The sequence below is a fragment of the Shewanella sp. SW32 genome, assembly GCF_025653365.1.
GTDB lineage: Bacteria > Pseudomonadota > Gammaproteobacteria > Enterobacterales > Shewanellaceae > Shewanella > Shewanella oncorhynchi.
Window position 1 is genome coordinate 42,667 of record NZ_JAKKSJ010000005.1, and the last position, 25,833, is coordinate 68,499.

The following is a 25,833-nucleotide window of genomic DNA, read 5'->3' on the forward strand; positions in this document are numbered from 1 at the left end:
GGATTTTTTACTTTTTATCCCGTATTTTATGGGCGAGGTTGTTACTCACGTTTAGGCTCGCTGACTTATCTATGTGATTACACTTTTGATGTTAGCTAATTGCAGCCTCTTTTTTATCACACCAACAACAGGTAACTTGATAGCCTTAAGGCGTTATTCAGGATGTGTTGATGTTAACGGACCCTCTTTTTTGGTTGGTGGCAATACCCGCAGTATTGATTACGGGGATTTCTAAATCCGGTTTTGCGGGTGGCGTGGGCGGGTTAACTGTCCCGCTATTGGCGCTGGCAATTAGCCCTGCTACAGCGGCGGCAGTCATGTTACCACTGCTGATTTATATGGATTTTTTAAGTGTACGATCATGGTGGGGGCAACATAATTCGCGTCATTTATGGATCCTCTTACCCGCGGCGATTGTGGGCATAGTCATAGCCTATTGGTTGTTCGATCGATTAAACGAAGATTACTTACGGGCGATTCTAGGCTGTGTGTCCTTAGGTTTTGGTTTGTATGGTTTGATCCTTGGGGATAAAACTCAAGCATTACCTTCACCTTTGGTTGGGCGCTTGTGTGGCTTAACCGCTGGCTTTACGAGCTTTGTTGCCCATGCGGGCGGGCCGCCACTCAACGCTTATTTGTTGCCGTTGCGCTTGGCCAAGGCAGAGTTTTTAGCCACTGCCGTGGTGTTTTTTGCGGTGGTGAATCTGGTTAAACTTGTTCCTTACAGTTTGCTTGGGCAGATCAACCAAGAGAATATTATCGTTTCTCTGTTATTGGTGCCGCTGGCATGGTTAGGGGTAAAGTTAGGTTTGTTCATTCAAGATAAAATTGACGATAGGTTATTTAAACGCATCATCTTGATTTTAATGGTGCTGGTGGGTGTGCGTTTATTGTGGACGGCGTTATAGTTTTAAGCTTTAGGTTATATTAGTCTGCTAGAGTGCGCGGGTGTTGGGGCGTTTTGATCCCCAGCCGCCCTGAATTTACCTGATAAAAACTCAAAATTACGTTACTGTGAAATCTGCCTGCAATGAGTTTGAAGCTATGAAACGATTACTGATAGTTATCTTAGCCTTAGGCCTTGGCGCTTGTGCTAGCGCGCCAGAACCTAAGCCTGTGGTAAAGCAAGTTGAACCCGCCACAGTTTGGAATGATAGCAATATCTCCGAACTGCATTCTGAGTGGCGTGGAGTACCTTATCGCCTTGGTGGTGGCACTAAGCGTGGCATAGATTGCTCGGCTTTTGTGTCTGTCGCCTATCAGAAGATGTTGGGTATGACTTTACCGCGCACAGTCGAAGAGCAACAAGCCTTAGGTAAACCCGTGCCGAGAAACCAACTGCGCAAGGGTGACTTGGTATTTTTCAAGACGGGCTGGAGCACACATCATGTCGGCATTTATGTAGGAGGCGACAATTTTCTCCACGTTTCCACTAGCCAAGGGGTGAAGATTTCGAGCCTGCATAACAGTTATTGGGCGTCTAAGTATTGGAATGCACGGCGGATTTAGCCCTTTGATCGTTTTTATCTTTTGAATGGCTCAACTTGCAGTGTGAGTGCCTGAGCTAATCTCCCTTTATGGCATGTTTTTATCGGCCCAATGCTGCTTTGCTTTGGGGAAGGCGTTTGTCATCAATGAACAATTTTTAAATTCCGAGTGTCTAAACGGTGTTGCGCGAACTTCATCACGTTTTAGTCGCCCCCTTTTCCGAGCATTTATGCTATTTTAGCTGCGGCTTAAGGTCGAAGCTGTCGCGGCTTCTTCCATGCTTGATGTCGACAATTTTCACTTCGGCATGTTTCATTTCAACATCATTGGGGATTTCCTATGAGCAAAGCAAAAATCGGTATTGTGACGGTCAGCGATCGCGCCAGCGCGGGAATTTATGAAGATATCTCAGGCAAGGCGATTATCGACACGCTCAACGACTATCTCACCAGCGAGTGGGAGCCGATTTATCAAGTGATCCCCGATGAGCAGGATGTGATTGAAGCGACGCTGATCAAAATGGCTGACGAGCAGGATTGCTGTTTAATTGTCACCACGGGTGGCACAGGACCTGCGAAACGCGATGTTACCCCAGAAGCCACTGAAGCCGTCTGCGATCGCATGATGCCAGGCTTTGGCGAGTTGATGCGCGCCGAGTCATTGAAATTTGTCCCCACTGCCATTTTATCGCGCCAAACCGCAGGTTTGCGTGGCGATTCTTTGATTGTGAATTTACCCGGCAAGCCAAAATCGATTCGCGAATGTTTAGATGCCGTGTTCCCCGCCATTCCTTACTGTATCGACTTGATGGAAGGCCCGTATTTAGAGTGCAATGAGTCGGTTATCAAAGCATTCAGGCCTAAGGCTAAGTAAGCTTCTATCTAGCTTGTAAAACAATAAGGCCACTGAAATTCAGTGGCCTTATTGTTTTGTTCGTTTAGGGCTCATAACTGATTAATCTGTTGCTTTAGCTCGTACTCTGGCTCTGTCACGATTTTTTCAAGTACTTGTACTCGCTCGAACAGTGCTTGGTTTTGTAGGCTGAGTTGAGTCACTTTATCCTTAAGATGGCTATCGTCTGCGGCGCCTACTCCAAATTGGCGCGCCTTTAGATAGTGTTTAAACATTTAGTGGCGCTGAGGCCAATAATGAAGGTGACCATAATCACTATTAAGACAAATTCGTTTTCCATAACAAACTCCCGTAGCTATTGAGGTTTTCAACTTGGGAGCGACTTAGTTATCGCTCCTCAAGTTTGTCGGTTTAAGTTTATCGTCCCCAAGTTTATCAATCGAAGCGCCCTATAAACCGAAGATCACTTTTTCACTCTTGAGCGACCTTTCCATGCCAAAGGCGAGCAATACCGCAATGGCGAGTGTGCCTAAGGTCGAAACCAGTAACTGCAACATGGGCAAGTCTTTACCTTTGATAAAGTCCATTAATGCCTGTTGCTGACCCGAGACGGGCAACCACTGCAGCATATCTGGCGCTATGTTGTAACTGGCGGCCATCGACAGGGCTAAGGGCACAAATAGCACCATAGTCAGATAGGACTGAGCCTCCTTAAAGGTTTTCGCCATAAAAGACACAAACAGTTGCAGACAAGCGGCCATTAACGCGACGGGGATGCCGACCACTAACATCAGTGCCATAAATTCCGTGGTGATGTTGACGCTAAAGCCTAATTCCTGCCATGGCACAAAGGCGTAGGCGATTTTAGACACCAGCAAGATCAGCACTAAACCGAGCAAAGCGAACAGGCTTACCGCAATTATTTTTGATAGCACTAATTGGCGAGTGGTCAGCGGATGGCTCAATAGCAGCGCCAAGGAGTTGCGTTCGCGCTCACCGGCACTGGTGTCGATAGCTAGGTTCATCCCCGAGATAAATACCGAGTAAATCATAGTGAAAATGGCGATACCTAAGATCATCCCACCCTTAGAGTCTGTGGTGGCTTTGTCTTGCACATTCACCTTGAGTGGCTGCACCACGCGCGGGTCGATACCGCGGGCAATTAAACGTAAACTGCCCATTTCAGCGCTGTAGGCCTGCAGTTGTTTCTCGAGTCTGCGAATCGAGTTCTGCAGTTTCTCCTCTGAATTATCGGCCACGATAGTGATTTCGGCGCTTTTGCCTTGGTTCATTTGCGCGGCATAGTCGGTGCTGATGATCAGTTCTATTGCTTTAAGGTCTTTGGCGTCAGAGCCATCGGCTGCGCCTTGAGTGATGCCCTTATTTGATAAAAATCTTACTAAATCCGGTGCTTTATCGGGATTTTTAATGGTGATTTTCAAATCATCAGGACTGGTTAGCTGGCCAATTAACACCATAAATAGGCCGCACATGATCAGCGGCGTGCCTATGGCGTAGTAGAGACCCGCCATCACAGAGCGCTTATCGCGGGCGGCATCGATGAGTTCTTTACGAACCATAGCGATTATTTTATTCATGCTGTCATTCCCTTAACCATGTTCTTAAATGCCACGCTTTTATATATCAAGGTCTTAAAGGTTAAAACCTGCGGGCGTAATCTTTGCTGAGTCATCATGCCGCTATCCCTTCATCCGTGCCGATCAGTTGAATAAAGGCTTCTTCGAGCGAGTCTTTGCCTGTTTGAATGCAAAGCTCTGTTGGGCTACCAATGGCGACGACTCTGCCTTGGGCCATGACGATCACTTGGTCACACAGTGCGGCGACTTCTTGCATCACATGGCTCGAGAACAGCACGCAATGTCCTTGATTTTTAAGATCGATAAGAATGTCACGCAGTAGGCGAGTGCTCATCACATCCAGCCCACGGGTCGGCTCGTCGAGGATAATATTGCTCGGGCTGTGGACGATTGCCTGTGCGAGGGCGGTTTTCATTCTTTGTCCTTGGGAAAAGCCTTTGCAGCGGCGATCGCTAATGTCTTCGAGGCGCAATTTCGCAATCACTTGGCTGGTGGCCTCTTTGGCGTCCTTGGATGATAAGCCGCTTAGCTCGGCAAAATAGCGAATGTATTCCCTTGGTGTTAAGCGTTCATACAGACCAAAAGGGTCGGGGAATAGCCCGAGTTGCTGCTTAGCGCCAATAGGGTCGATGGCGACATCTATGCCTTCGATTTCAGCCTTGCCGTTATCGGGTTTCAGCAGGCCAAAAATCGTGCGTAAACAGGTCGTTTTACCTGCCCCGTTCGGGCCGAGTAGTCCTGTGATTTGGCCGTTTTGTGCGACGAAACTTAAGTCATTCAGCGCCTGCACGTCACCGATGCGTTTGGAAAGATGGGATACTTTAATCATGGCTTATTCCTTAGCTCCAGTGCTGGCGTGATCATCTGTTGTCGTGGTTTTTGTGCTGGTCGTATTAAGCGGTTCCACCGAGCTGGCATTTAAATAAAAGCTGCGGCGCACATCTTTGTTTAAGCACTCGCCGTCGAGATTGTTGACTGAGCCTGAGCGGACGAGATCGGCAATCAGGTTATTGGCGCAGGATTGATAGGCCACACCGTGGGTCGCATAAGGAGCGACAAAGTGTTTGGCATTGGTGAGTTTTTCCATGGCTAACTCGCCCCAGCTTGGTGGGGTGGCGGGGTCGATTTCGCCGGATAACAACAAGGTCGGAATGTTGCTGTTAATGGGCTCGCTAAAGCTGTCATCGACCGCAGGGACTTTCCATACTGAACAAGTCGCCTCTAAGCCTTCGAGCATGGTTCTGCCCATAAAGGATTTTTTGGCCTGCTCGCGCATGGTTGGGGTAATGCGGTGCATATCTTCGCCACAGACCACAGATGCGTGCATGCCCATCGCCATGCCAGCATTGTCGATAGTGAGGGCATATAGGCCGAGTATGGGTTGGAAGTTGTTTTTCGATGCTTGATGAATCGCATGGGGCAAGAGGGCGCGCACATTGGCTTGATACAGCGCCATACGGATCGAGCCAGAGAATTTACCGCGCGTCATGGTTAACATGGTTTTTTCGCCCGTGACGGGATCGTAAACGTTTTCCATCACAGGGCCTGTGGCGAGCTTAGCGTCGATTCGCTCAAAGTCCGCTTTTAACTCGGGGAATTGACTGTTACAGGCGGCGGTTGCTTGGCAATCCTTAAACAATAAGTCGAAGCCACGATCAATTGCCGAGCCAATTTCTAATACGCTTTGCTGCATGGGCACTATGCCGTCTAAGGTCACTGTGGCTAAGTGCTCTGGATATAAACGCATGTAAAGTTGCGCCATGCGAGTGCCGTAGGAGATGCCGTAAATATGCAGTTTTTTATAGCCTAAGTGCGCACGTACGGCTTCGAAGTCTTTAATCGCATTGAGGCTGCCATATTGGGTCACGTCGGCATCAATTTTGGCTAAGCATTTTTGCGTTTCGGCTAAGGTATCGACATTATCGTCATCGAAGGACAGTGGAGATTGAGCACCTTCATCGCAGGCCAGCACATTCGAACGGCCTGTGCCCCTTTGATCGATCAGTAAAATATCCCGCTGTTGGCGGACTTTGCTCAGCATGGCATCGAAACCTGCCGCGTTCTCTATGGCCGATTGTCCTGGGCCGCCTGCAATCGCCAGCAAGGCTTCTTCATGATTGGCATTTTTCACCGCAGGCAAAACAACGTAATGCACTTGGATCTGTTTGCCATCGGGTTTGTTAGGGTTTTCTGGCACAGTCACAAAACCGCAGTTTAGACGATCGGATACGCCTTCCACATAACAAGTGTCGGTGTCATTCGCCATGTTCCTAGCTATATCTGCCGTCGCTTGTGTCTCTTGGCTTTTAACATCACTCGCCCACGTCGCCGTACTTGCCATTGCCAGTATGAGGGCGCTCATTCTCAAAGTACGCGTGTGCCATGTGGCACTAGTCGCACCATGGCGTGGCTGAGTTGGCACAAGGCGTTGAACTGTGTTGCTTAACTTCCTGTGTGTCATGCTATGTATCATGCGCGCTTTCCTTTTTGCATTTCAGGACGAGTGTGTTAATTTAAATACCAGTGTATCGGTGTATCAATGTATTAATACAGTGTGTAAAGGCTAATGTTAGAACTTTTAAATGTCAACCCCAGCAGTGGTGAACCCATTTACAAACAATTACACGAACAAGTCGTGCGTTTAATTGTGGGCGGTCAACTGCAAGTGGAAGACGTATTACCCTCAGTGCGCCAGATTGCCGAGCATTTAGCGGTAAATCCCATGACAGTTTCCCGCGCCATTCAACAGCTGGTTGACCAAGGTTGGCTCGAACGTCGCCGCGGCCAAGCGACAAAAGTTGCGTTGCGAACTGAGACTATGGCATCGGGTATTAGTCTGCTCGAACCCCAGCTCGATGCCCTGTTGTCGCAGGCAAAGCAGTTAGGTGTCAGCTTGCCCGAGTTGCTGCAACTGCTAAATGAGCGCTGGCAAGATTAGAAAGTAATGTACCGATAAATAGCATAAAAAGGATGAAATTCGATGGACCAAGAGCGCACGCCAATACTTGAATTTAACCGAGTGAATAAAATCTTTCGTGGCAAAGGCGTGGGTGAAAAGTGGGCGCTTAAGGATTTATCGTTAACTTTGTCGGCGGGTATGGTAGTGGGGTTATTGGGGCAAAATGGGGCGGGTAAATCGACCCTAATGCGCTGCGCCTTGGGTGTGCTCACACCGGATTCTGGCAGTATTGTTACCTTAGGCGAAACGCCCGAAAACTTAACTTCAAAGGCAAAGGAGCGTTTAGGTTATGTACCGCAGCAACCTTTTGGTTATGAAGGTTTTACCATTGAACGCGCCCTCGATTTACACCGCAGCTTTTATCCCAATTGGGACATGCAATTAGAGCAAGATTGGTTGGTACGTTTCGAGTTAGATGTGACCCAACAGGTGCAGCGTTTATCGGTTGGGCAAAGGCAGTCGCTAGCCTTGATTATGGCGATGGCCTATCGCCCTGAGTTGTTAATCCTCGATGAACCCGTTGCCAGCCTCGACCCTATAGTCCGGCGCAAATTTATGGTCGATTTGTTCGATCTCGCCCTTGAATCTGGCTCTGCCGTGCTGTTTTCATCCCATATCACCTCAGATCTAGAGCGAGTTGCCAGCCATGTGGCATTGATTAAACAGGGTGAGTTAGTGCTGTTTAAGGAAATCGATGCCCTGCGTGAAGAAGTGCGCTTACTCACTCTCGTGCCCGAAACTGTGTTGCCTGAGTCCATTACAGTGCTGAGCCGTGTTGGCGATTCGGTGCTGGTGGATTTAGGTGAGCACAGCGCGTCAATATCAGGTGTGTTAAAGAATGAAGCTTTAAACTTGGAGCAACTGTTTATGGAGCTACACAGATGAGTGTGGCGCACCATAAGCAGATACAAGTCGCGAAGGGCGAAAGAACGAGTCCACGAATGAATCCTTTCAAGGGCATGCTGCGCTTTTGGTGTTTTGATATCGGCAGTGTGAGCTTTTTAGGTATGGCTATACTGGGGGTGATCTTAGCTTGTATCGCCGCAGTTTATGGTAAAAATGATAGTGCTGAACTGTTATTTTCTATGGGGATTATCTCAAGCTCGGCGGCGGTTGCATGGCAACTCATACGTCTGATGGCGAATGAATGCGCACAGTTAATTCCCCATTATCGTCGCCATATCTACATTCAAAGTGTCACTGTTTTAGCTAGCGTTTTTGGCATAGGAGTCTTGTTCTGTTTAGCTTTAGGTTTGACGGCTAGCCTAGCGAGCTTAGTGCTGGCTTTGGTGATGAGTTTAACTTTTATTTGGCTTTGTTTACTCAGTACTCAGTGGTTTTATGCTTCGTTTTTACTTTTTGTCTTAATGCCATTTATCCCATTGATTGTAGAGCACATTCCCCTTTGGCTAAGTGCTATTGCCCTGCTGATTTTAGGTATGCTGATTGCGCGTGCATGCCGTATTTTACCTTGGCGCGCTGAGGCGAGGACGGTATATCTCAATGGTCTCGAAATGGGGTGGTTTTGGCTGCCGAATCTGCAATCCATGCGTATCTTGAGTCGCTTCGAGCGTTATTTGCATCCCACCAATTTTTTTATTGGCCCTATGTTGACGATTTTACTGCTGCTATTGCCCGTAGTCTGCTTAGTGCTTGGGCTGTTGTCGCATCAATTTCATTTGAATATCCCTGTATTATTGTTTTTGGCGCAGTTCAGTGTGATTAGTTGTTCGCTGGTGCATTGGAGCCGAGTGCAACGCTCGCGCTCGACAGAAACCTTATTGTTGATGCCAGGGTTTGATGGTCGAAAAGGATTCATAGCGGCATTTTGCCTTGGACAGCAAAGACTCCTGAATGTGGTCGTCGGCATTATGCTGGCGTGTAGTCTGCTGTTGGGCTGGCTCAATGGTGATCTGAATATGCAGTTAGTGGGTCATCTGGTGCTCAGCACTTACTGGGCCTGCGCCTTGACGTTAGGTTTTGGCTGTATGTGTCGCCGAGTTTTGCATATCACGCTCACTATGATGGTCGTCGCGGGGCATTCCCTGTGGGTGTCTATCAGCCTTACCTCTTTACGTGATGGCGGCAATTTAACTAATTGGTTGCTATGGGATCTACTCTTAATACTGCTGGGGCAAGCGGTGCTGATTTGGGGCAAGAGAACCCTCTGGAAGGGCGATGTTATGAGGTCATGTTGACGTTCTGAGATTAAATTTTGTTCGCCCTGACAAGTAAGTGAAACTAAGAGTGGTACGCCGCTAAAGCCTATTTACAGCGTGATTTGGGCGACATTTGCACAACATTAGAGCAAAAACTCTTAGTTTTTATTTGGCCTTCAGGTAGAATGCTGCAAAAGCGGTACACTTGTAAGCTAAAAAGGTGAGTCTCTTATGTCTCTCGATCAATATCATGTTATTCGACTATTACAGCAGCAGAGCGAGTCTTTAAAAGACGCAGTAGCGCTGGAAGGTTTTGAAATGGCCGCTCCTTGGTATCAGGTGAGTTGGCAAGCCTTCGACCAAATCAGCAGTAAAATTGCACAAGTGTTGATCGAACTTGGCGTACAAGTGCAAGACCGTTGCGTTATTCTGGCGCAAAACTGCCCGCAGTGGACTTGTGCCGATGTCGGCACTCTCAAAACTCGCGCCGTTGTGGTGCCAATTTATCCCACCAGTACCGTCGAACAGGCTAGCTTTATCGTTAACGACGCCACCGCTAAAGTGATTTTTGTCGACGATGCTAAGCAATACGCCATGGCGTGTGAGTTGCAAGCCTTATGCCCAAGCCTAGAGCATGTGATTGTATTCGATGCCAGCGTGACACTCGCTGCCGATAAGGCCAATCAGCATTGGCATCTAGATACCCTATTGGCGGGTGACACTCAGTTAAACATTGAGCAAGAAGCCGAGCTTCATCAGCGTTTACACGCTGCAAATCTCGATGATTTACTGACCTTAATTTATACCTCCGGCACGACGGGCGATCCTAAGGGCGTGATGCTGGATTACCGTAATATGGCGTCTACCATACGCCAGCACGATCAAAAACTGGCCTTCCATTCTGGCGATGTGTCTTTGGCATTTTTGCCATTGAGCCATGTATTTGAGCGCAGTTGGAGTTTCTACGTCTTGTGCCGTGGCGGTCATAACGTCTATCTGCAAAATACCCAAAGAGTGAAAGAGGCGATTAGCGCCGTGCGTCCACATACCTTGTGTGTGGTGCCGCGTTTCCTCGAAAAAGTGTATAGCGCCGTACAAGATAAAGTCGCCAAATCAGCCGACGGTCGTAAGAAGTTGTTTGCTTGGGCGATGCGCGTCGGCCAACGTCAGTTCGAAGTTGGCCAAGGTCGTGCTAAGGGCGGATTGTGGTTGTCGCTGCAATGGCGTTTGGCGCACAAGCTGGTGTATAGCAAGCTGCAAGCCGTGCTCGGTGGCCGTTTGAAGTTTATGCCTTGCGGTGGCGCAGCCTTAGATGTGAATGTCGGTAGTTTTTTCCATGCGATTAATATTCCAGTACTTTGTGGATACGGTATGACAGAAACTAACGCGACTGTGACCTGCAATACCTTAGGTAATCGAGTGCCAGGTTCCAATGGACAACCTTTGCTGGAAACCGAAATCAAGCTAGGTAAGGATGATGAGATTTTAGTCCGCGGCGCTACTGTGATGCGCGGCTATTACAATCGTCCTGAAGATACCGCCGCTGCGTTTGAGGATGGTTGGTTAAAAACCGGCGATGCAGGGCGTTTCGATGCGAACGGCAATTTATTTATTACCGATCGTATTAAAGAATTGATGAAGACCTCCAACGGTAAATATATCGCGCCGCAAAGGGTTGAGGGCGCCGTGGGCTGTTGTCCTTTTATCGAGCAAGTGGCTATTATTGCCGATGCGCGTAATTATGTGACTGCTTTGATTGTGCCTGCGTTTGAGTCACTTGAAGCGTGGGCGAAGGACAAAGGGCTGAAGTATGAGTCACCTTTAGAATTGCTGCGCCATAGTCATGTGGTTGAGCATTTTGAGCAACGCTTAAAGCAGTTACAGCATGAGTTGGCCGGTTTTGAACAGATTAAAAAGTTCACTCTGTTGCCTGAAGCGTTTTCGATGGAAGCGGGTTTAATCACCCCAACGCTCAAGCTGCGCCGCAAGATGATTTACCATAAATACGCCCATGAAATAAATGCTATGTACAACAACTAATTGTTAAGTTGTTGTTGCTAAAGGCCGCAGAAGCGGCCTTTTTTTTATCTACTACTTCCTGAAGTGCTTTTCTTCGCTTAAAATTCGCCCCGTTTACTGGTGCGCATGAGGCGCGAGGCGTCGGTATAAAAGGTGTAGTTAAATGGAACTTTCGATTCGTAGTTTATTCGCTGCAGTGAGTGCGGTGTTGTTATCTTCTTTAACTGTCATTCCTGCAGCTGACGCTGAGGATTACGACAAAATCGTCCATGGCCCAGTGGACTTGCCTAACGGGCAATGGCTCAATTTCTATCAAAAAGATCATAAAGTGTGGGGCGAAATGCTCTATGGCGATGCGCCCGGCGTGCGTCTTGATGATTATGGTTCTGCTGAAGTGGTTGCGGTTTTTTACCTCGATTTTGATAAAGGTGGCACCAAAGAAGTGGTTGTCATGCTTAAAGATGCCGATGGTCAGCATTTACGGGGCTATGGTTTTGAAGGGGATGATCTCACAAAACTTCCCCGTCTACAGGTTGTGCTCGATGAAGTCGCACCAACCTTAACCTCGTTTACCGTGGGTAGCGTTCGTAAAGTGTTAAGCCAAATTCCGCCGCAACAATATCGTATGACCTATGATGTTGACGCGATTGAAGATCCCGCCATTAAAGCGATTGTCGATGGTTCTACTAAGCTCAAGCCGACCTTAGTGGGTTATCGTAATTCCGAAGGTTCACCCGTCGATGTGAAGACAGCCGTCGAATATAAATTACGTTATCCACTCACTCGTAAAGATAAAGATGCCCAAGGTAATGAGCATCAATATAGCCTTGTGACCACCTTTGATCGCAGTGGATATAGTGAAGAAGATGGCAGTTTTGTATTGGTGAGCGTGGCCTTTGAGGCCGATGACTTTGATTGGCTTAAAAGTGGTGGTGCCGTGATCCCTAAAACTGGCCCATCCTACGATTTTATGAGTATGAGCATGGCGAGCACTTGGGCAGGGCTTGCCAGTGAAAGTCATTATGCCCAAGGCGTGCTTGATGGCCCGTATGCAGCCTACGATGGTCGCAATGGTAGCGTGGTTTACTCTGGTAACTACAAACAGGGCAAAAAAGTCGGTAAGTGGATGGAGACAGAGAACCAAGCCATTTATTGGGAAGGCGAATATCTTGACGGTAAAAAGCAAGGTAAATGGATTGCACAGTCGATGTTCGATGAGGCCGATAACTTTGGTTTTGCCCATTACAATCAGGATGTGCTCGACGGCCCCTACGAAGTCTATGAGCCCGATTATGACTCCAGTGCAGAAGGCGATAAGCGATTAGTGGCAAAAGGTATTTATCTTAATGGCGTAAAAGATGGCGAGTGGCTTGAGGCTGATGGCAGCAAAGGCCAATATCAAAAGGGTGTGAAGCAAGGCGCTTGGGTCGATAAAGTGACGAGCGGACATTTCCGTGATCAAGTAGGTGAAGGCGCCTATCTTGCAGGAAAACGCACTGGCCTTTGGGCATTTAAAGCCGAAGATGGGACTCGTACCGAAGTGAACTATGTCAATGGCTTACGTCAAGGAGAGTCTAAATCATTCGACAAAAATAATCTGATGTTTAATACCCGTCATTATGAGCAGGGTCGCCTTAATGGTCAGAGTATTTGGTATTCAAGTCCGAATGTCGTGGTGGATATCGCTAACTACCGCCAAGGAGAGTTGGATGGTCAGCAAATGCGCTTTAATCCCCAGAACGGTGAGCTGACTGAACTAACGAGTTATAAATTCAATGAAGCGGTGACGCTTAAGCCTTCGCACGATGAATGTATTATGCGTGAGAATCCCTACTCAGATGATTGTGAAGGGGTGATTAATGGTAAAAATGAAGAAATTTCATCGATAAAACACGGTGAGCAGCGCGAATATCATAGCAGCGGCTCCTTGTATAAATTGGCTTATTACACCAATGGCGCTGTAGATAAAGAATATCAGTTTGATTCCAATGGCCGTTTATTAAATTTAAAAACGTACAAAGCGGGTAAGGAATACGGCCCAAGTATCAGTTATTCCACTGATGGTGGTTACTCACTCTCCCGATATGGTCACCAAGTGAATAACCGTGTCTCTGGCCCCCATTACAGTTTCTATCCTAATGGGCAATTAAGAAGCCTGTGGAACTACTGCCAGCAAGAAGGCGAAACCTGGAACGGTGAACCTTATTTCTGGGATAACGCCATTGCGCGCTGCGGTATACAGCGCGAGTACTTTGATAATGGTGCAGTGAGTTGTATTGAAGACCTCGATAGCAATTATGCCGTGGATAAAGTGTGTTACGACATGAATGGCAAGATAGCGAATGAAATGCTGCGTATCGATGAACAGCATGTGATCCACAAGCGCTACATTAACGGTGTTATCTATTCCGAAGAGCCGGGTTTTGCCGATTACTCACATATCACTAAGGGCCGTAAGATTTATCACTTAGAGAACCCAAAAACTCATGGGGTGTATAAGTCTTATAAAAATGGCAAGTTAGAATACGAGAAAATGTATGATATGGGTAAGGCTGGATGCCTTAAAAAGTACGATGCTAACGGCAAGCAAACCCCAGAAACGGCGAGTTGTCAGTTTTAAAATGCTAGGTTTGGGCTAGTGGCTAGAACCTGTTTGGCTTAGGATAATGGATGAGTTTGGTGGTTGGTTTCATTGCGATAATCACCACGCTCTTCCATTCATAAAATAATAAAAAGGAAGTTTGCATGTCAGCCACAGAATACAGTCTCGAAATCAATCCAAGATTTACTGAAACCGACGGCCTAGGTCATATCAACAACACTGTTATCCCCGTATGGTGCGAAGCGGCGCGCACGCCAATCTTTGAGATTTTTAATCCTGAGCTGGATTTACATCAGTGGAACTTAATCGTAGCGGGGTTTACCGTGGCATTTATCGCGCCGACTTACTATGGCAAGAGTGTCACAGTAAAAACCTATGTCAGCCGTATTGGTAATAGCAGTTTCGAGCTGACCCAAACCTGTTGGCAAGCGGGTAACAAGACCGCCGAAGTGAAAACCACACTCGTACATTACGATTACAGCAGTGAAAAAAGCCGCCCGATTCCTGAAGATATCCGCGAAATGCTCGCTAATCTGAGTGGTGAAAGCGCTTAGTCTGCTTACTCTTTCGGTCAGCGTAATTGCAATTGCGCTGCTGAAGGGTTAATTTGTCGACCCGCTAACTGTGATGCAGATCACTTGTCTGTATCGCTTAATTTTTATCGGTTCGGATTAACCATGAGATTCTATTTTACCCGCATGCGATCGAAGGACATTTGTCCACCAAGACAGCCACTTAAAAAGATTGTGTGGTCATGGGTTGGGGCTTTCTGTGGCATTTACTTGGTTGCGAGTCTCGCAAATTATATGAGTGAAAACCTTGTCGACACTATGTTTGTCATTGGCTCGTTCGGCGCGTCGGCTGTGCTAGTGTACGGTGCACCGCTGGCGGAGTTTTCTCAGCCGCGTAACTTGATTGGTGGCAGTGTGTTATCGGCCTTAATTGGGGTCGCAGTGTACCAAGTGTGTGGCGATTATGTGGTGCTGTCGAGCGCCTTAGCGGTATCCCTGTCTATCGCATTCATGTACCTGACTCGCACTCTTCATCCACCGGGCGGCGCAACGGCATTGATTGCCGTGATTGGCGGTGAAAACGTGCATCAACTCGGCTTTCTTTACGCGTTAATGCCAGTGTTCCTCGGCTCAGTATTACTCTTACTGGTCGCGCTGGTGGTCAATAACCTCTCCACCGATCCCAAGCGCCATTACCCTGTTTATTGGATTTAGCGAACTTGTTCTTAAATCTGCCTATTTCAAAAACTTCTGCACATACCAGCAGCTGGCTTGGATAGTAAAGTCTTGGCCTTTAGCCCACTTTAAGCCGTGGCGCACTAAGCGTTCGGCAAGGCCTTTACCGCGCAGTTCGTTGGGGACAAAGGTGCGGCTAAAATCGATATCCTTGCCTGATAATCGGTATTCCAACACGGCTTCATAGCCGTCGACAGGGATAATAAAACGCTGTCTATCCTGTTGATGTTCAATGGCGATCTCGATATTTTCGTTATCTGGCATACATGCTTCCCTCAAGGTATGGCCTAAAGTGTGCTGGCAATTCGTTATTGATTTGAATAGCTTAAGCGACTTCGTGTTGTTTGAGAATCGCCAGCAGTTCTGCCGGTAACTCGGCTTTTTTGCCCGTTTTAAAGTTAAACATCACCGCGACTGAAGTGCCTAAGGTGGTTACTGCCTGCTGCTGTTTACTAAAAGCCTGATAATGCATGGTAAATCTATCGCTGTGAATATCGCTAATGCTGACACTTACCAATAAAGTATCGGGGAAAGTCACTGGGCGTTTATAGCGAGCCTGATTTTCGCTGATTACGGGGCCAATGCCGGATTTATACAGGGTATCTAGCGGGAAGAGGCGATTGAAAAAGTCGATACGTGCCGTTTCAAAATAGCGGAAATACACCACATTATTAACATGCTGCAAGGCATCCATTTCGCCCCAAGCAACGGGGATTTGGGTAACGATAGGGTGCTGTGCGAGAAACTTTTCCATTGCCTGTTCTTGTACACCTTCTTGCAACTGTTGTTTAAATCCCATGATAAAAATCCCAAGTTAAAACGCTCGTTTAAGCGGCCAGACTAGCAGCATAAGATTGCTGCGACAAGTCTTGGCCTAAGCTGATACTGTGGCTGATAATGGCAAGCAATGCCGATATGAGTAATGTCTTTAAAGGGTTAGGTTGAGCTATGTATATTGGACAAGCGGCAAAGCAAACTGGGCTGTCGATAAAAGCGATTCGCTTGTATGAGGAGTGGGGGCTAATCGACACTCCCGCACGTCAGGGGCGTTATCGTATTTATAGTGCGGCGGATATTAGGCTGTTGTTGCTGATCAAAGAGGCCAAAGCCCTCGGCATTAAGCTTGTCCAACTAAAAGATTTACTCGAACAAGGCGATAAGCATGCTCAGTTAGCCACAGTGCAGGCTTTTTTGTTGGGTATAAAAGCGGATTTTTTACGCCAGATAAGTGAGTTAGAACATAAAGTCACTCAGTTAGATGCCTGTATTGATGGGCTCACCTCCTGTGAGTCGCAGCTGTTACCTTAGGTCTTGACTCTCCCCTTAGGGGCAGAGTTTATGCTATTTGTCACATTGACTGTTATGGAGTTTCATCGTGGCAAAAAAGATTTTAGTGATCTGTGGTAATCCTAAGGCGCAGAGTTTTTGTGAGCATCTGGCTGAAACCTATGCCCAAGCGGCGGCAGATAAACACTCAGTGAGAATCGTCAAACTAGCTGAGCTGAATTTTGACCCGAATTTGAGCTATGGTTATCGTCAACCTCAGCCACTCGAAGCCGATTTGCAGACGTTTCAAGCGAATATCCAGTGGGCGGAGCATGTGGTGATTGTCACCCCGATTTGGTGGGGCGGTATTCCTGCTAAGTTTAAAGGCTTAATCGATAGGACATTTTTATCTGGGTTTGCATTTCAATATGAGAAAGGTAAATTGATACCCGCTAAGTTGCTGCGCCATAAAACCTCGCGAATTATCATGACTATGGACACGCCGCCTTGGTATTACAAGTGGTTTCAAGGCGCTCCCGCGCTCAAACAGCTTGATACCGCCACCTTAGTATTTAGTGGTTTTAAGCGGGCTAAGTCCAATATGTTGGGACCAGTGATGAGTGCTAAGGAGCCGCAATTGCAACAATGGCGAGCGTTGGTGCAGCGGCTGGGGAATTTAGGTTTATAGAATCTAGGCGACACAAGGAGTGGGGTGTGATTAAACAAGTGGGCAATACTCTTATTCAGCCAAAACACAGAGCGTCCTGCCATTGCGGTGCCGTGGTATTGGAGCTGTCATTGTCTAATGGCATCGAAAATCCACGCCGTTGCGATTGCTCTATCTGTCGCCGTAAGGGCGCAATGGTTGGCTCTGTGCCGCTGGCGGGGATTAAGATCCTCAAGGGGGAGGATGCGCTGAAACTCTATGAATTCAATACCAAAACTGCCAAACACTACTTCTGCTCTATCTGCGGTATTTACACCCATCACCAGCGGCGTTCCAATCCCCATGAGTATGGTTACAACATTGGTTGCCTCGAAGGGGTCAATCCATTCGATCTCGAAAATGTGCCCACGAATGATGGCGTTAACCATCCTGCGGATCGTTAGATTATGAACATAGGTCAGTTTGCTGCACTCACAGGGCTGTCGGCGCATACGCTCAGATATTACGAGAAAATTGGCCTACTGCAGTCTGTCGTGCGAAATGGCAGCGGGCATCGTGATTATGCGGCGAAAGAAGCGGAATGGATTGGGTTTATCAATCGCTTAAAAGAAACGGGCATGCCGTTAAAGCAGATATTGACCTATGCCGAGTTGCGTGTCCAAGGCGATGCAACCGCTGGCCAGCGACAGCAGTTGCTCGAGCAACATGCAACACAATTGGCTGAGTGTATTCGCCAAGAGCAGGAGCATTTGGCTGCCCTTAAGCAAAAAATTCACTATTACCAAACTCATTTTAGTGGCTAAGCTCAGTCGCTAACATTTGTAGTTAAATGCTAAAAAGCTAATATTATTTACTTTTCTATTTGCTTGCTTGTGCCTCTAGTCGGCGAGTTAAACAGAGGGTTAGTTTTACTGATCCGCATTGCCTGTGTCATCCATCAATGAACCATTGACTTAGAGTTAACTCTAAGGTTTAGGCTGCTTGCTGTGATTTAATCCAACAGGAGCTAAAAATGAGTAATCAAAGATATGTGCAGGGCCTCGCTAAACTGACTGAAATCGACGGTGAGGCGGGGGAGAAAGTCATACGCAGTCTTGCCGATATTTGCCCTGACTTAGGCAAGTACATTATTGAATATCCTTTTGGGGATATTTATCAGCGTGAAGGGCTCGATCTTAAGACGCGGGAGCTAGTGACCGTTGCCGCACTCACGGCGCTAGGGCATTGCCAGCCACAGTTAAACGTACATATTAATGGCGCATTGAATGTGGGTTGTACGCCGCAGGAAATTGTTGAGGTGATATTGCAAATGTCGGTTTATGCTGGCTTTCCTGCTGCACTTAATGGCATGTTTGTCGCTAAAACCGTATTTTCTGAGCGGGAGTTAAGCGTCGTTTAGTTAGTCCTGAGTCAGGTTTATCGATTTGCAAAAGTGACCATAAGGCCGCTTTGATTTCCTCTCTCAAGTTCATTTTAGTTGGATTTAAACGGGCGATGGGGTGTTGCAGAGCTTTCATTCGACTCTAAACAGAACATTCGACTTTGGCTAGAGATAGCCAAAGTGACCAATGTACCGAGATTGAGTGGCACAGTTGCCATCACTGTGCTTGGCACATTACAGTGGCAAATGTTGCCCGTCTTACTATTTCAATGGAATATAAAATAATAATGAATTTAATAGGTTACATTGGGTCGGCTCGCCAATACTTGCGAAAGCTCAGCTTACCATCACTGAGTGAAATCCGTTTAGGTTTGGGCAAATTTTGGCGCTGTCTTATCCAAGGGGTGGCTAAGTTATCCTTTGCGCAAAAGCTGTATCTTATTGCTTTGATATTGGCTTTTAGTAGCGAGTTAATGGGGTTGGTCGCTGTGATTGCCGTAATCGCTATGGCCATCGAGTTTTGGCCTGTGTTCGAGCGGGTTTGGCACAGTTTGGCGGGCAAAGCTGTGTTGTTGCTGTTTTATGCGATGATTGCCAACTTTGCTTTGGGCTGGTCTGGCGCGATAGTTAACGAAGTGGTCGGGGTCTCAGCAAGCGATCTCAATTACACCCATAACTTAGCGATTTTACTCTATATGCCCGCTTGGTTTTTGATGGTGAGCGCTATCGTGCTGCTGGCATTACAGTTGATTATTCCTATCTATTTAATATTAATTTTTTTGCTTAAACCTTTGGGTGTCAAGTCGTTACGGCTTACCTCGCATACTTCATTCCGTAAAACGACTTTTTTGATCCGTATCGTGCTAGCGACTGTGGTTTTGTATCACTTGAGCCTGTTAATTGATTTAGAGACGCGCATTGAAACCTCATTTGGCAACTTTATTACCTCTCCCCAAGAAGCCGCTAAGCATGCGCCTCGCGAGCCTAAATCGGGACGGTTGCCGGATGCGACCGATGTGCTGACGGTACCGATTGTAGAGCTAACTCAGACTGCTCTTGATTCTGAAAGCGATAAATCGAGCAAGGCTGAGAATAGTAATGATGACGGCGAGCTGGAAGAGGAAGAGCGCAAAAAGGCCTACGCCTCGGTGCGAACTCAATATCAGTACTTAGTGCGGCAATGGCTAGCTACGTTCGCATTTTCACTTGAAGCCAATGGCCGCTCGCGTTGTAAAAAGCCTGCCGAGTCGAATGTGATTGAATTAAATGATTACGAGATTTTGTTGATCACACCCGATAAGAATGCGGATTATGGTTATCGTTTTGAGGTGGAAAAATGTATCTCGGCCGCGTTTCCGTTGGCGGTGAAGGGCAATTGAGTCAATTAATAAAAAAGCGACCACAAGGTCGCTTTCGTTTTATCGGCTAAATCAGCTTGAGCTGACTATCGTGTTATTCAACCATCACATTATTCAATCAGCAGCTCATCGAAGCTGCTGATTTTGCGGAACTCGCCAGTGCGTTGTTTGCTGTCGCGAACCATTTGGCAGGTCATCATACCCGCAGCGTCAGCAGCCTTTAATTCTTCAATAACATCAGACACAAACAGCACTTGTTTGGGGCTTAAGCTGATAGTGTTGAGGATATTGCAGTAAGCCTGCTTATCTAATTTGTTGCCCGTGCGGGTGTCGAAATGGCCGTTAAACATTTCAGTTAAATCGCCGCCGTCACTGTGGCCGAACAACAGTTTTTGCGCGTCGACAGAGCCGGATGAAAAACTGTAAATACGCAGATTTTGTGCGCTAAAACGTTTCACCGCTTCAATAAAGTCCGGGAAGATATGGCCCTTAAATTCGCCATGGGCATAGCCTTGTTTCCAAATTAACCCTTGTAAGGTTTTAAGTGGCGTAGCTTTACGGTCTTCGTTGACCCACTGTTGCAGGATCTCAGTTACACGCGCTAAGTCAGCCTCGGGCTCTAGGGCGATATCTTTAGTGTCACAAATACAGTTTTCAACCAATACATTGTGTTGGTTCTGTTCTAAAAAGTCTGGCAAGGCTTTGACAGAATAGGGGAATAGTACATCTTGGATAAAGTTTAGGTCTGTCGTGGTGCCTGCTGTGTCTACGACTATGGCTCTGATACCCATAATGTTTTGATACTCCACAATATGTTGGCTAAAAAATGCAACTCCGATCCTAAGCGTTATTGGTGAAATTGGCTAGTCTATTTCACCCAAACACATGGGCAAATTGTGGGTGATATCACTAAGCGATAAGATTGAAATTTGATTAATCTAGTAATTTTAAAAGCTTATCCACTGATTATCCGAGAAAACACTAACTTGATACTGGATTTCATCTCGTTTATTGCGCACAAGTTTGTGGTAGACATAAGACTATGGTCTTAATAGCTAAGGGAAATTTAGGCTGCTATTGTAGTTAAAGTCTCTTTACTCCTTTATACCTTGCATGCTGTGGTTTTCGGGAGACGAGACAGCATATTTCACCTGCGAATAGAGAGACCTTACATGAAATATTTACCCGCACTTGGCTTTGGTATCCTATTAGCCTTATTGAGTTTTATCAGTTTCTCATTGGTCGCCAGCGCAGGTTATATGTTGGACATGTTGAGTGCGGTGCCTCACATCTCGCATAACAGTGTGGAGTATCTTTTATTGGCGGCTCATGATGCGAGTTTGCTGATATTGCTTGCAGGTTTAGTGCTTTATGCTTACCACAGGATCTTTCCTAAACTTCCCTTCGATTGGTTTACCGCTGTGCTTATCCAAATGCCGCTTGGCTTGGCGGTACTGGTATTAGATGGTTTTACTTTAAACCTGTTTTCATTCAAAGGTTTTGCTCTAACGTTGACCACTTTAGCCGCTTCATTTGGGGTGTTAAGCCTCTTTTGGTTGCTTCAACGCAGAGCTAAGCGTTTCGAGGCGAGGCTTAGTAAATAAGCAGAATTTACAGAACATAGCGTAGGCGCAGTGCCGTTTGTTCAACAGGGGATAACGCGAGCCACTGTTCTCGGATTTCCACGGCCTCTTGCGGATAGTCGGTAATGAGCACATCGGCTCCCAGCGCCAACATGCGCCGCATTTGCCGTGGATTATTTACTGTCCATACATGCACTTGCTTACCTCCTTTGTGTGCACGGGCGATAAATTTTTCGTTAGTAATCGATTGATTGACCGCTAAGAATTGTGTATTCGCCTTAATGGGATCGCCAATGGATTGAGTGACGATAAGGCCAGTGTGAATGGAAGGGTCGAGTCGTTGCACTTCTTCAATGGCTCTTGCTTCGAGTGATGTAATGACGACTTGTTGTGTCATTTTCTCTTGTTGCAATAAGGCGACAACGGCCTGTGCCAAGCTGGGATCGGCTTGATTATATTTAAGCTCAATGTTCAAACCGATTTTGTTGCGTGCCTCATTAAGCATCTCTAGTAGTGTTGGTACGGATTCACCTGCAAAGGCGGCACTGTGCCAACTCCCCGCATCGAGTTGCTGTATTTCACTCGCACTGAGGTTGGCAACTCGCCTAGAATCGCCCGCTATGCGCATTAAATCAGCATCGTGCAATACCATTAAGGTGCCATCGGATGCCGTTTGCACATCGATTTCGGCATAATCCGCCTTTTCTGCAATCGCTAAACGCAAAGCCGCAAGGGTATTTTCTGGTGCCCTAGCAGCGCCAGCACGGTGGGCAGTAATCAGGATGTCATCCCTTTGTGGTTCACTATTGAGGGCATATACCCCTAACCCCAACATGATTAAAAAAGTGCCGATCAACACCCCGCTTATCGTATAAATCGACAGTTCAGACGTTCTTTTTACCGTTTGTCGCCCAAGGCGTTCTAACCCTGCGGGTTTTTCTCCCAGTTGGCGGTATAACAGCAATATGATAAAGGCTTCCCCAAACATTCCGAGTAAGGACCATGCCGCGCTGAGCATAAAAATCAGTGCAGAGACGAGGGCCAATATGGCTAATTCTGCCGAAAGTGTCAGCGTAACCCTATCGAGTAAAATATCGGCTCCCCAGGAGATCAGCAGCATTAAGGGATACACCAAAGCACCTATCCTCAACCACCAACCCGCAGCGTGCCACATAATCGGGCGTTCATTGCCTGCGCTTAATTGCCAACTGCGTTTGAGTGCCGTCAAAGCATCGGTCGTTTCACTCACAATAATCGTCAGTGAAAAGGCCGCTTTGGCCCACAGATATAAGGCAACAAGGACATAGATTATCGCTAAGAACGCCATACTCGTTAAGGCGAGATACCAGTCTATAGGCTTGAAATACAAGTAGTAATTGATGTCGTGTCCCTGTAGAAACACGCTGAAAATCAGATATCCTAACCCGATAAAAGGTACGCTGAGCAGCAATAAGCAAGCCGCATAAATGCTACCAAGGCGAATAAATACGGGTAAGCGCGCAGTCGCGAAAATCAGCGCCCGCACTGGGCCAATGGGAATATCGTATAAGCCAGATGCTGCGAGAATCGTGACTCCAGCACGTTGGGTAAAAAACACGGTAAAGCTGCTGAATAGAGTAATGACCATAAACAGCAAGCCATAGGGAGACATGGCGAAAGCGATTAAGTCATAATTGGTTATGGTGACATTGCCCGTTTGGGCAATCAGATGGCGCAGTAGCCAGCCAAAAGACGGGACGATAATACCCGCCGACACTAAGGTGAATAACAGTTCAAATTCAATGAGTTTTCTACCGCAGCGACGAATGGCTTTAAGCGTGTCATGCCAGTAACTGTGTTCAGGATTGAGCATGCAGCTTCCTTAATCGTGCGAGTTTAGGACTGTAATTTAGCAGCGTTTCAGGTTGACGGTTAGTCATTCGTGTAATGTTTTGAGCTGGTGAGTCAGTTGTTATTATCCATAAAGCAATAAATACACTGATTATTTCAAGTTTCCGAGCTGCGCCTATGTCGGGTCGTTTGTCATTGAGCTTTCTTCAAAGTGTAATAATAGATAGCTCGTTAAGTTGGTTCACTCGATTTAGTATCGTCGCCAATTTTATTGGTATCGCAATCTTTCTCTATTTTAAACATTGGGTTGGGTATATTCGGCTGTGAGTGTGCTAATAGTGATACCTTCTATCCTATTCTTATTTTGATATTTAACATGTTTTAGTGAGTCGACTTTATAAATAAATTACTTATCCCAGAAGTGCACGATATCGCAGATTAAGCCTTGTCTATGTTTTGTTGCTTATTCAACATTTTGATTTTTTGCGGATAAAAATCAAAGTCATGTGGTATCAACTTGCTGATTTATATAGGTAAGACCTGCGTATACATGTTTGCCTCGTTAAAATCCGTGAATCAGATTTACCTCGTCTGGTTTACATACTAAAATTTCACGCAATTTACCCGTGTCAAAGGGATTGCGTTGGTAACAGTCGTTCTTTTATGTAGTTCTACATGATAAGAATTTGCTTATAAATAAAAGAGTAGTAATAAATTGTCTTATAAAAAATTTAATGCATTTTTGAACGCAAACATGCGGGCCTTTGAAATGGTTGGTGTTCTAATGCGCATATTTAGTTTCTCACTTGTCAGTTGGCTTGGCCCTGAAAGTCCTTTTATGTTTGTTTGGATTTTCAACACAATAGATGCTGTTTTGCTAACATGGTGTGCCGCTTTACGCAAAGATGCCGCTTACACGTTACTCAATGGTTTTTGGATTTTGATTGGTATTGTAGGGATCGCAAGAGCTGGCGGATTGATTCACTAAGTTTTCTGGTTCATGTCAGTGAATTACTCTACCCCAGACTGATTCATCACACCGCCAAAACATGCCCTTAAGCCCTGTTATCGGGTATTGGAGGGCATTTTTTTACCCTAAAATGAATCAAATTCATTAAGAACTGATTCAAGCCATCTTAATGACGCCACATTATCAACATAACGAGTTTGTGATGGTGGCGCAGTTTCTTGAAACGCAAATTGCATAAGGCTAATGGTTAAATTAGATCGTTAATATGCGCGGGAGTTGATGAGATTAAGCACTGGCATGTAAGGGACCGTTCGTGACAGGGATGTCACGGTCGAGCCCTCAAGGATGAGTTTATGGCGCGTCACTGGAAAGCCAGTGCTTAATCATTTTCTGATTATTTGCACATTGCCGCACATTCAGTACAGGGTTGCTTAGTTGACACAATCAACTAATCTCGATATTGTTGATACAGTCAACTATATCGAGAGCCTTCTATGTCGTCATTGTCACTCAGTGAAACTTTACACAGATTAGTGCATGCCTACAAAAAGCAATTGCGTAGCGATATTGCTGCACAAGAGATTGATTTACCTGTCACTCATATCCGAGCCTTGAAGGGCGTGTGTCGCAATCCTGAATCGACAGCCCAGTCTATCGCCCTGCGTATGCAGCGGGATAAAGCACAAATTACCCGTGTTCTTAATGAGCTACAGCAGAGCGGGTTGATCACTAAAATCGATAACCCTAAGGATGGCCGCAGCCAGTTACTGCGACCCACGGCTGAGGGGGAAAAGATCATGACTCAGATCAATGCCTCAGAACGTAAAACCGTAGCGCGCATGACGCAGGCGCTCAGTTCAGACGAAGTCGATACTTTTATTAAACTTGCCAATAGGATAAGTAAAAGTGTGGATGATGCCGCTGCCAAAAGTGAAACTGATTGCCTTACTCAAAAAAGACCATCTAGTAAGCCAAAAGATACGGCTGGAAACGGAGCCATTGAGTTGCGCTTAACGGCAGAACACGCCATAGGAGAAAATCATAATGAATAAACCTGCACCACGTGAGCTAGAAGTGATCCGCGCGACTTATATCACTCCGCATATGTTACGCATCACCTTAGGCGGTGCGGGATTGGCTGGATTTCCTGCCGATCAAGAGAGCGCCTATATCAAGTTGTTATTCCCACAAGCGGGTGAGCGTCCATTAATGCGAACTTACACTATCCGTCAGCAACGCGATGATGAAATCGATGTGGATTTTGTGCTGCACGATACCAACGGCCCCGCATCGAGTTGGGCGAAAACGGCGCAGGTGGGCGAACTCATTCAAATTGGCGGACCCGGACTTAAAAAACTGATCAACTTTGAGGCGGATTGGTTTTTACTCGCAGGTGATATGACAGCCTTACCCGCCATTAGCGTGAATCTGGAAAAATTGCCAAACAATGCAGTGGGTTACGCTGTGATTGAAGTGCTAAGTGAAGCAGATATTCAACCTTTAGTGCATCCTGAACACGTCGAGCTGCATTGGGTGATCAATCCTGAAGCCGATCCCGAAGGCCGTCCTTTGGTCGAGCGAATAGCCCAATTACCTTGGCTTGCTGGCGAGCCAGCCGTATGGATTGCCTGTGAATTTAATAGCATGCGCGCGTTAAGAAGGCATTTTAAGCAAGCGCATTCATTGCCTAAGAGCCATTTTTATACCTCGAGCTATTGGAAAATCGGTTGTAACGAAGGTGAGCATAAGCTGGTAAAACAAGAAGATGAACAGTTAGAAAATGGGGCCAGTGTTTAAATTCAGATAAGGTCGCCAAGTTTGATTTAGCGACCTTATCTAACGTTTCGCTTATGC

Annotated in this window: 27 protein-coding genes and 1 pseudogene; 20 read left to right on the forward strand and 8 right to left on the reverse strand. The window is 46.6% G+C overall.

Annotated elements, in window-relative coordinates; translation table 11 throughout:
* Window positions 1–170 precede the first annotated feature (170 nt).
* The 3 genes from L5M28_RS03915 to mog all read left to right on the forward strand — a co-directional run bounded on the left by L5M28_RS03915 (window position 171) and on the right by mog (window position 2,361).
* Window positions 171–908, forward strand: a complete 738-nt coding sequence (locus L5M28_RS03915; protein ID WP_263202559.1) for a sulfite exporter TauE/SafE family protein — start codon at window positions 171–173, stop codon at window positions 906–908.
* Between the two features lie 136 nt (window positions 909–1,044).
* Window positions 1,045–1,509, forward strand: a complete 465-nt coding sequence (locus tag L5M28_RS03920) for an NlpC/P60 family protein (RefSeq protein ID WP_105250911.1) — start codon at window positions 1,045–1,047, stop codon at window positions 1,507–1,509.
* Window positions 1,510–1,827: 318 nt separating this feature from the next.
* Window positions 1,828–2,361 carry a molybdopterin adenylyltransferase gene (gene mog / locus L5M28_RS03925; protein WP_105250920.1) on the forward strand — a complete coding sequence of 178 codons (534 nt, stop codon included), beginning with the start codon at window positions 1,828–1,830 and terminating at the stop codon, window positions 2,359–2,361.
* A gap of 71 nt (window positions 2,362–2,432) precedes the next feature.
* Here mog and L5M28_RS03930 read toward each other — a convergent pair.
* From L5M28_RS03930 to L5M28_RS03945, 4 genes and pseudogenes are all read right to left on the reverse strand, one after another.
* Window positions 2,433–2,680 (reverse strand): annotated as a pseudogene (locus L5M28_RS03930) (hypothetical protein).
* A 109-nt stretch (window positions 2,681–2,789) separates the two neighbouring features.
* Window positions 2,790–3,938: an ABC transporter permease gene (locus tag L5M28_RS03935; RefSeq protein ID WP_263179449.1), complete on the reverse strand. Its 1,149-nt coding sequence runs from the start codon at window positions 3,936–3,938 to the stop codon at window positions 2,790–2,792.
* Window positions 3,939–4,032: 94 nt separating this feature from the next.
* Window positions 4,033–4,767: an ATP-binding cassette domain-containing protein gene (locus tag L5M28_RS03940; protein WP_219254690.1), complete on the reverse strand. Its 735-nt coding sequence runs from the start codon at window positions 4,765–4,767 to the stop codon at window positions 4,033–4,035.
* A 3-nt stretch (window positions 4,768–4,770) separates the two neighbouring features.
* A complete protein-coding gene (locus tag L5M28_RS03945; protein WP_263202560.1) occupies window positions 4,771–6,411 on the reverse strand; it encodes an alpha/beta hydrolase in 1,641 nt (546 codons plus the stop codon).
* Between the two features lie 93 nt (window positions 6,412–6,504).
* Here L5M28_RS03945 and L5M28_RS03950 point away from each other — a divergent pair, with 93 nt between their 5' ends.
* From L5M28_RS03950 to L5M28_RS03980, 7 genes are all read left to right on the forward strand, one after another.
* Window positions 6,505–6,876, forward strand: a complete 372-nt coding sequence (locus tag L5M28_RS03950; protein ID WP_168826852.1) for a GntR family transcriptional regulator — start codon at window positions 6,505–6,507, stop codon at window positions 6,874–6,876.
* Between the two features lie 42 nt (window positions 6,877–6,918).
* Window positions 6,919–7,782, forward strand: coding sequence for an ABC transporter ATP-binding protein (locus tag L5M28_RS03955; RefSeq protein WP_263197519.1), 864 nt, complete (start codon window positions 6,919–6,921; stop codon window positions 7,780–7,782).
* A complete protein-coding gene (locus L5M28_RS03960; RefSeq protein ID WP_168826856.1) occupies window positions 7,779–9,095 on the forward strand; it encodes an ABC transporter permease in 1,317 nt (438 codons plus the stop codon). The genes L5M28_RS03955 and L5M28_RS03960 overlap by 4 nt, the downstream gene beginning before the upstream one ends.
* A 192-nt stretch (window positions 9,096–9,287) precedes the next feature.
* Entirely contained in the window at window positions 9,288–11,096 is a 1,809-nt protein-coding gene (locus tag L5M28_RS03965; RefSeq protein WP_263169385.1) for an AMP-dependent synthetase/ligase, read from the forward strand.
* A gap of 142 nt (window positions 11,097–11,238) precedes the next feature.
* The gene (locus tag L5M28_RS03970; RefSeq protein WP_263202561.1) at window positions 11,239–13,695 is read left to right on the forward strand and encodes a toxin-antitoxin system YwqK family antitoxin; all 2,457 of its coding nucleotides are present in this window, start codon (window positions 11,239–11,241) and stop codon (window positions 13,693–13,695) included.
* A gap of 125 nt (window positions 13,696–13,820) precedes the next feature.
* Window positions 13,821–14,231 (forward strand): acyl-CoA thioesterase, encoded by a 411-nt coding sequence (locus L5M28_RS03975; RefSeq protein ID WP_173497266.1) that lies wholly within the window; start codon window positions 13,821–13,823, stop codon window positions 14,229–14,231.
* Window positions 14,232–14,354: 123 nt separating this feature from the next.
* Window positions 14,355–14,903, forward strand: coding sequence for an HPP family protein (locus tag L5M28_RS03980; RefSeq protein WP_198573880.1), 549 nt, complete (start codon window positions 14,355–14,357; stop codon window positions 14,901–14,903).
* Window positions 14,904–14,924: 21 nt separating this feature from the next.
* Here the strand turns inward: L5M28_RS03980 and L5M28_RS03985 are convergent, their stop codons facing one another.
* A complete protein-coding gene (locus tag L5M28_RS03985) occupies window positions 14,925–15,188 on the reverse strand; it encodes a GNAT family N-acetyltransferase (protein ID WP_263202563.1) in 264 nt (87 codons plus the stop codon).
* Between the two features lie 61 nt (window positions 15,189–15,249).
* Window positions 15,250–15,678, reverse strand: a complete 429-nt coding sequence (locus L5M28_RS03990) for an acyl-CoA thioesterase (protein WP_105253036.1) — start codon at window positions 15,676–15,678, stop codon at window positions 15,250–15,252.
* A gap of 194 nt (window positions 15,679–15,872) precedes the next feature.
* On the opposite strand from L5M28_RS03990, the gene L5M28_RS03995 reads away from it, so the two are divergent.
* The 6 genes from L5M28_RS03995 to L5M28_RS04020 all read left to right on the forward strand — a co-directional run bounded on the left by L5M28_RS03995 (window position 15,873) and on the right by L5M28_RS04020 (window position 19,617).
* Entirely contained in the window at window positions 15,873–16,232 is a 360-nt protein-coding gene (locus tag L5M28_RS03995; RefSeq protein WP_105250930.1) for a MerR family transcriptional regulator, read from the forward strand.
* 67 nt (window positions 16,233–16,299) lie between these two features.
* Window positions 16,300–16,878, forward strand: a complete 579-nt coding sequence (locus L5M28_RS04000; RefSeq protein ID WP_263202565.1) for an NAD(P)H-dependent oxidoreductase — start codon at window positions 16,300–16,302, stop codon at window positions 16,876–16,878.
* Between the two features lie 26 nt (window positions 16,879–16,904).
* The gene (locus L5M28_RS04005) at window positions 16,905–17,300 is read left to right on the forward strand and encodes a GFA family protein (RefSeq protein ID WP_263202567.1); all 396 of its coding nucleotides are present in this window, start codon (window positions 16,905–16,907) and stop codon (window positions 17,298–17,300) included.
* 3 nt (window positions 17,301–17,303) lie between these two features.
* The gene (locus tag L5M28_RS04010) at window positions 17,304–17,660 is read left to right on the forward strand and encodes a MerR family transcriptional regulator (RefSeq protein WP_263202568.1); all 357 of its coding nucleotides are present in this window, start codon (window positions 17,304–17,306) and stop codon (window positions 17,658–17,660) included.
* A gap of 209 nt (window positions 17,661–17,869) precedes the next feature.
* On the forward strand, window positions 17,870–18,256 hold the full coding sequence (locus tag L5M28_RS04015) for a carboxymuconolactone decarboxylase family protein (RefSeq protein ID WP_263142254.1): 387 nt from the start codon (window positions 17,870–17,872) through the stop codon (window positions 18,254–18,256).
* Between the two features lie 269 nt (window positions 18,257–18,525).
* Complete coding sequence (locus L5M28_RS04020; protein WP_263202569.1) at window positions 18,526–19,617, forward strand: hypothetical protein; 1,092 nt, start codon at window positions 18,526–18,528, stop codon at window positions 19,615–19,617.
* Window positions 19,618–19,706: 89 nt separating this feature from the next.
* Here L5M28_RS04020 and mtnC read toward each other — a convergent pair whose 3' ends face one another.
* Window positions 19,707–20,387, reverse strand: coding sequence for an acireductone synthase (mtnC, locus tag L5M28_RS04025; protein WP_105253037.1), 681 nt, complete (start codon window positions 20,385–20,387; stop codon window positions 19,707–19,709).
* Window positions 20,388–20,768: 381 nt separating this feature from the next.
* Between mtnC and L5M28_RS04030 the strand changes: the two genes are divergently transcribed.
* The gene (locus tag L5M28_RS04030) at window positions 20,769–21,200 is read left to right on the forward strand and encodes a hypothetical protein (protein ID WP_113941233.1); all 432 of its coding nucleotides are present in this window, start codon (window positions 20,769–20,771) and stop codon (window positions 21,198–21,200) included.
* Between the two features lie 7 nt (window positions 21,201–21,207).
* On the opposite strand, the gene L5M28_RS04035 is transcribed toward L5M28_RS04030, so the two are convergent.
* Window positions 21,208–23,031 (reverse strand): glycerophosphodiester phosphodiesterase, encoded by a 1,824-nt coding sequence (locus L5M28_RS04035; RefSeq protein ID WP_263202570.1) that lies wholly within the window; start codon window positions 23,029–23,031, stop codon window positions 21,208–21,210.
* A 693-nt stretch (window positions 23,032–23,724) separates the two neighbouring features.
* Here L5M28_RS04035 and L5M28_RS04040 point away from each other — a divergent pair.
* From L5M28_RS04040 to L5M28_RS04050, 3 genes are all read left to right on the forward strand, one after another.
* On the forward strand, window positions 23,725–23,997 hold the full coding sequence (locus tag L5M28_RS04040; protein ID WP_263197505.1) for a hypothetical protein: 273 nt from the start codon (window positions 23,725–23,727) through the stop codon (window positions 23,995–23,997).
* A 476-nt stretch (window positions 23,998–24,473) separates the two neighbouring features.
* Window positions 24,474–25,031, forward strand: coding sequence for a MarR family winged helix-turn-helix transcriptional regulator (locus L5M28_RS04045; protein WP_263202571.1), 558 nt, complete (start codon window positions 24,474–24,476; stop codon window positions 25,029–25,031).
* Window positions 25,024–25,776, forward strand: coding sequence for a siderophore-interacting protein (locus tag L5M28_RS04050; protein ID WP_263202573.1), 753 nt, complete (start codon window positions 25,024–25,026; stop codon window positions 25,774–25,776). Before L5M28_RS04045 ends, L5M28_RS04050 begins: the two co-directional genes overlap by 8 nt.
* The last annotated feature ends 57 nt before the right edge of the window (window positions 25,777–25,833 follow it).

Coding starts and splice junctions, on each gene's coding strand:
- L5M28_RS03915 (WP_263202559.1), top strand. CDS start 171: ATGTTAACGGACCCTCTTTTTTGGTTGGTGGCAATACCCGCAGTATTG.
- L5M28_RS03920 (WP_105250911.1), top strand. CDS start 1,045: ATGAAACGATTACTGATAGTTATCTTAGCCTTAGGCCTTGGCGCTTGT.
- mog (WP_105250920.1), top strand. CDS start 1,828: ATGAGCAAAGCAAAAATCGGTATTGTGACGGTCAGCGATCGCGCCAGC.
- L5M28_RS03935 (WP_263179449.1), bottom strand. CDS start 3,938: ATGAATAAAATAATCGCTATGGTTCGTAAAGAACTCATCGATGCCGCC.
- L5M28_RS03940 (WP_219254690.1), bottom strand. CDS start 4,767: ATGATTAAAGTATCCCATCTTTCCAAACGCATCGGTGACGTGCAGGCG.
- L5M28_RS03945 (WP_263202560.1), bottom strand. CDS start 6,411: ATGATACATAGCATGACACACAGGAAGTTAAGCAACACAGTTCAACGC.
- L5M28_RS03950 (WP_168826852.1), top strand. CDS start 6,505: ATGTTAGAACTTTTAAATGTCAACCCCAGCAGTGGTGAACCCATTTAC.
- L5M28_RS03955 (WP_263197519.1), top strand. CDS start 6,919: ATGGACCAAGAGCGCACGCCAATACTTGAATTTAACCGAGTGAATAAA.
- L5M28_RS03960 (WP_168826856.1), top strand. CDS start 7,779: ATGAGTGTGGCGCACCATAAGCAGATACAAGTCGCGAAGGGCGAAAGA.
- L5M28_RS03965 (WP_263169385.1), top strand. CDS start 9,288: ATGTCTCTCGATCAATATCATGTTATTCGACTATTACAGCAGCAGAGC.
- L5M28_RS03970 (WP_263202561.1), top strand. CDS start 11,239: ATGGAACTTTCGATTCGTAGTTTATTCGCTGCAGTGAGTGCGGTGTTG.
- L5M28_RS03975 (WP_173497266.1), top strand. CDS start 13,821: ATGTCAGCCACAGAATACAGTCTCGAAATCAATCCAAGATTTACTGAA.
- L5M28_RS03980 (WP_198573880.1), top strand. CDS start 14,355: ATGAGATTCTATTTTACCCGCATGCGATCGAAGGACATTTGTCCACCA.
- L5M28_RS03985 (WP_263202563.1), bottom strand. CDS start 15,188: ATGCCAGATAACGAAAATATCGAGATCGCCATTGAACATCAACAGGAT.
- L5M28_RS03990 (WP_105253036.1), bottom strand. CDS start 15,678: ATGGAAAAGTTTCTCGCACAGCACCCTATCGTTACCCAAATCCCCGTT.
- L5M28_RS03995 (WP_105250930.1), top strand. CDS start 15,873: ATGTATATTGGACAAGCGGCAAAGCAAACTGGGCTGTCGATAAAAGCG.
- L5M28_RS04010 (WP_263202568.1), top strand. CDS start 17,304: ATGAACATAGGTCAGTTTGCTGCACTCACAGGGCTGTCGGCGCATACG.
- L5M28_RS04015 (WP_263142254.1), top strand. CDS start 17,870: ATGAGTAATCAAAGATATGTGCAGGGCCTCGCTAAACTGACTGAAATC.
- L5M28_RS04020 (WP_263202569.1), top strand. CDS start 18,526: ATGAATTTAATAGGTTACATTGGGTCGGCTCGCCAATACTTGCGAAAG.
- mtnC (WP_105253037.1), bottom strand. CDS start 20,387: ATGGGTATCAGAGCCATAGTCGTAGACACAGCAGGCACCACGACAGAC.
- L5M28_RS04030 (WP_113941233.1), top strand. CDS start 20,769: ATGAAATATTTACCCGCACTTGGCTTTGGTATCCTATTAGCCTTATTG.
- L5M28_RS04035 (WP_263202570.1), bottom strand. CDS start 23,031: ATGCTCAATCCTGAACACAGTTACTGGCATGACACGCTTAAAGCCATT.
- L5M28_RS04045 (WP_263202571.1), top strand. CDS start 24,474: ATGTCGTCATTGTCACTCAGTGAAACTTTACACAGATTAGTGCATGCC.
- L5M28_RS04050 (WP_263202573.1), top strand. CDS start 25,024: ATGAATAAACCTGCACCACGTGAGCTAGAAGTGATCCGCGCGACTTAT.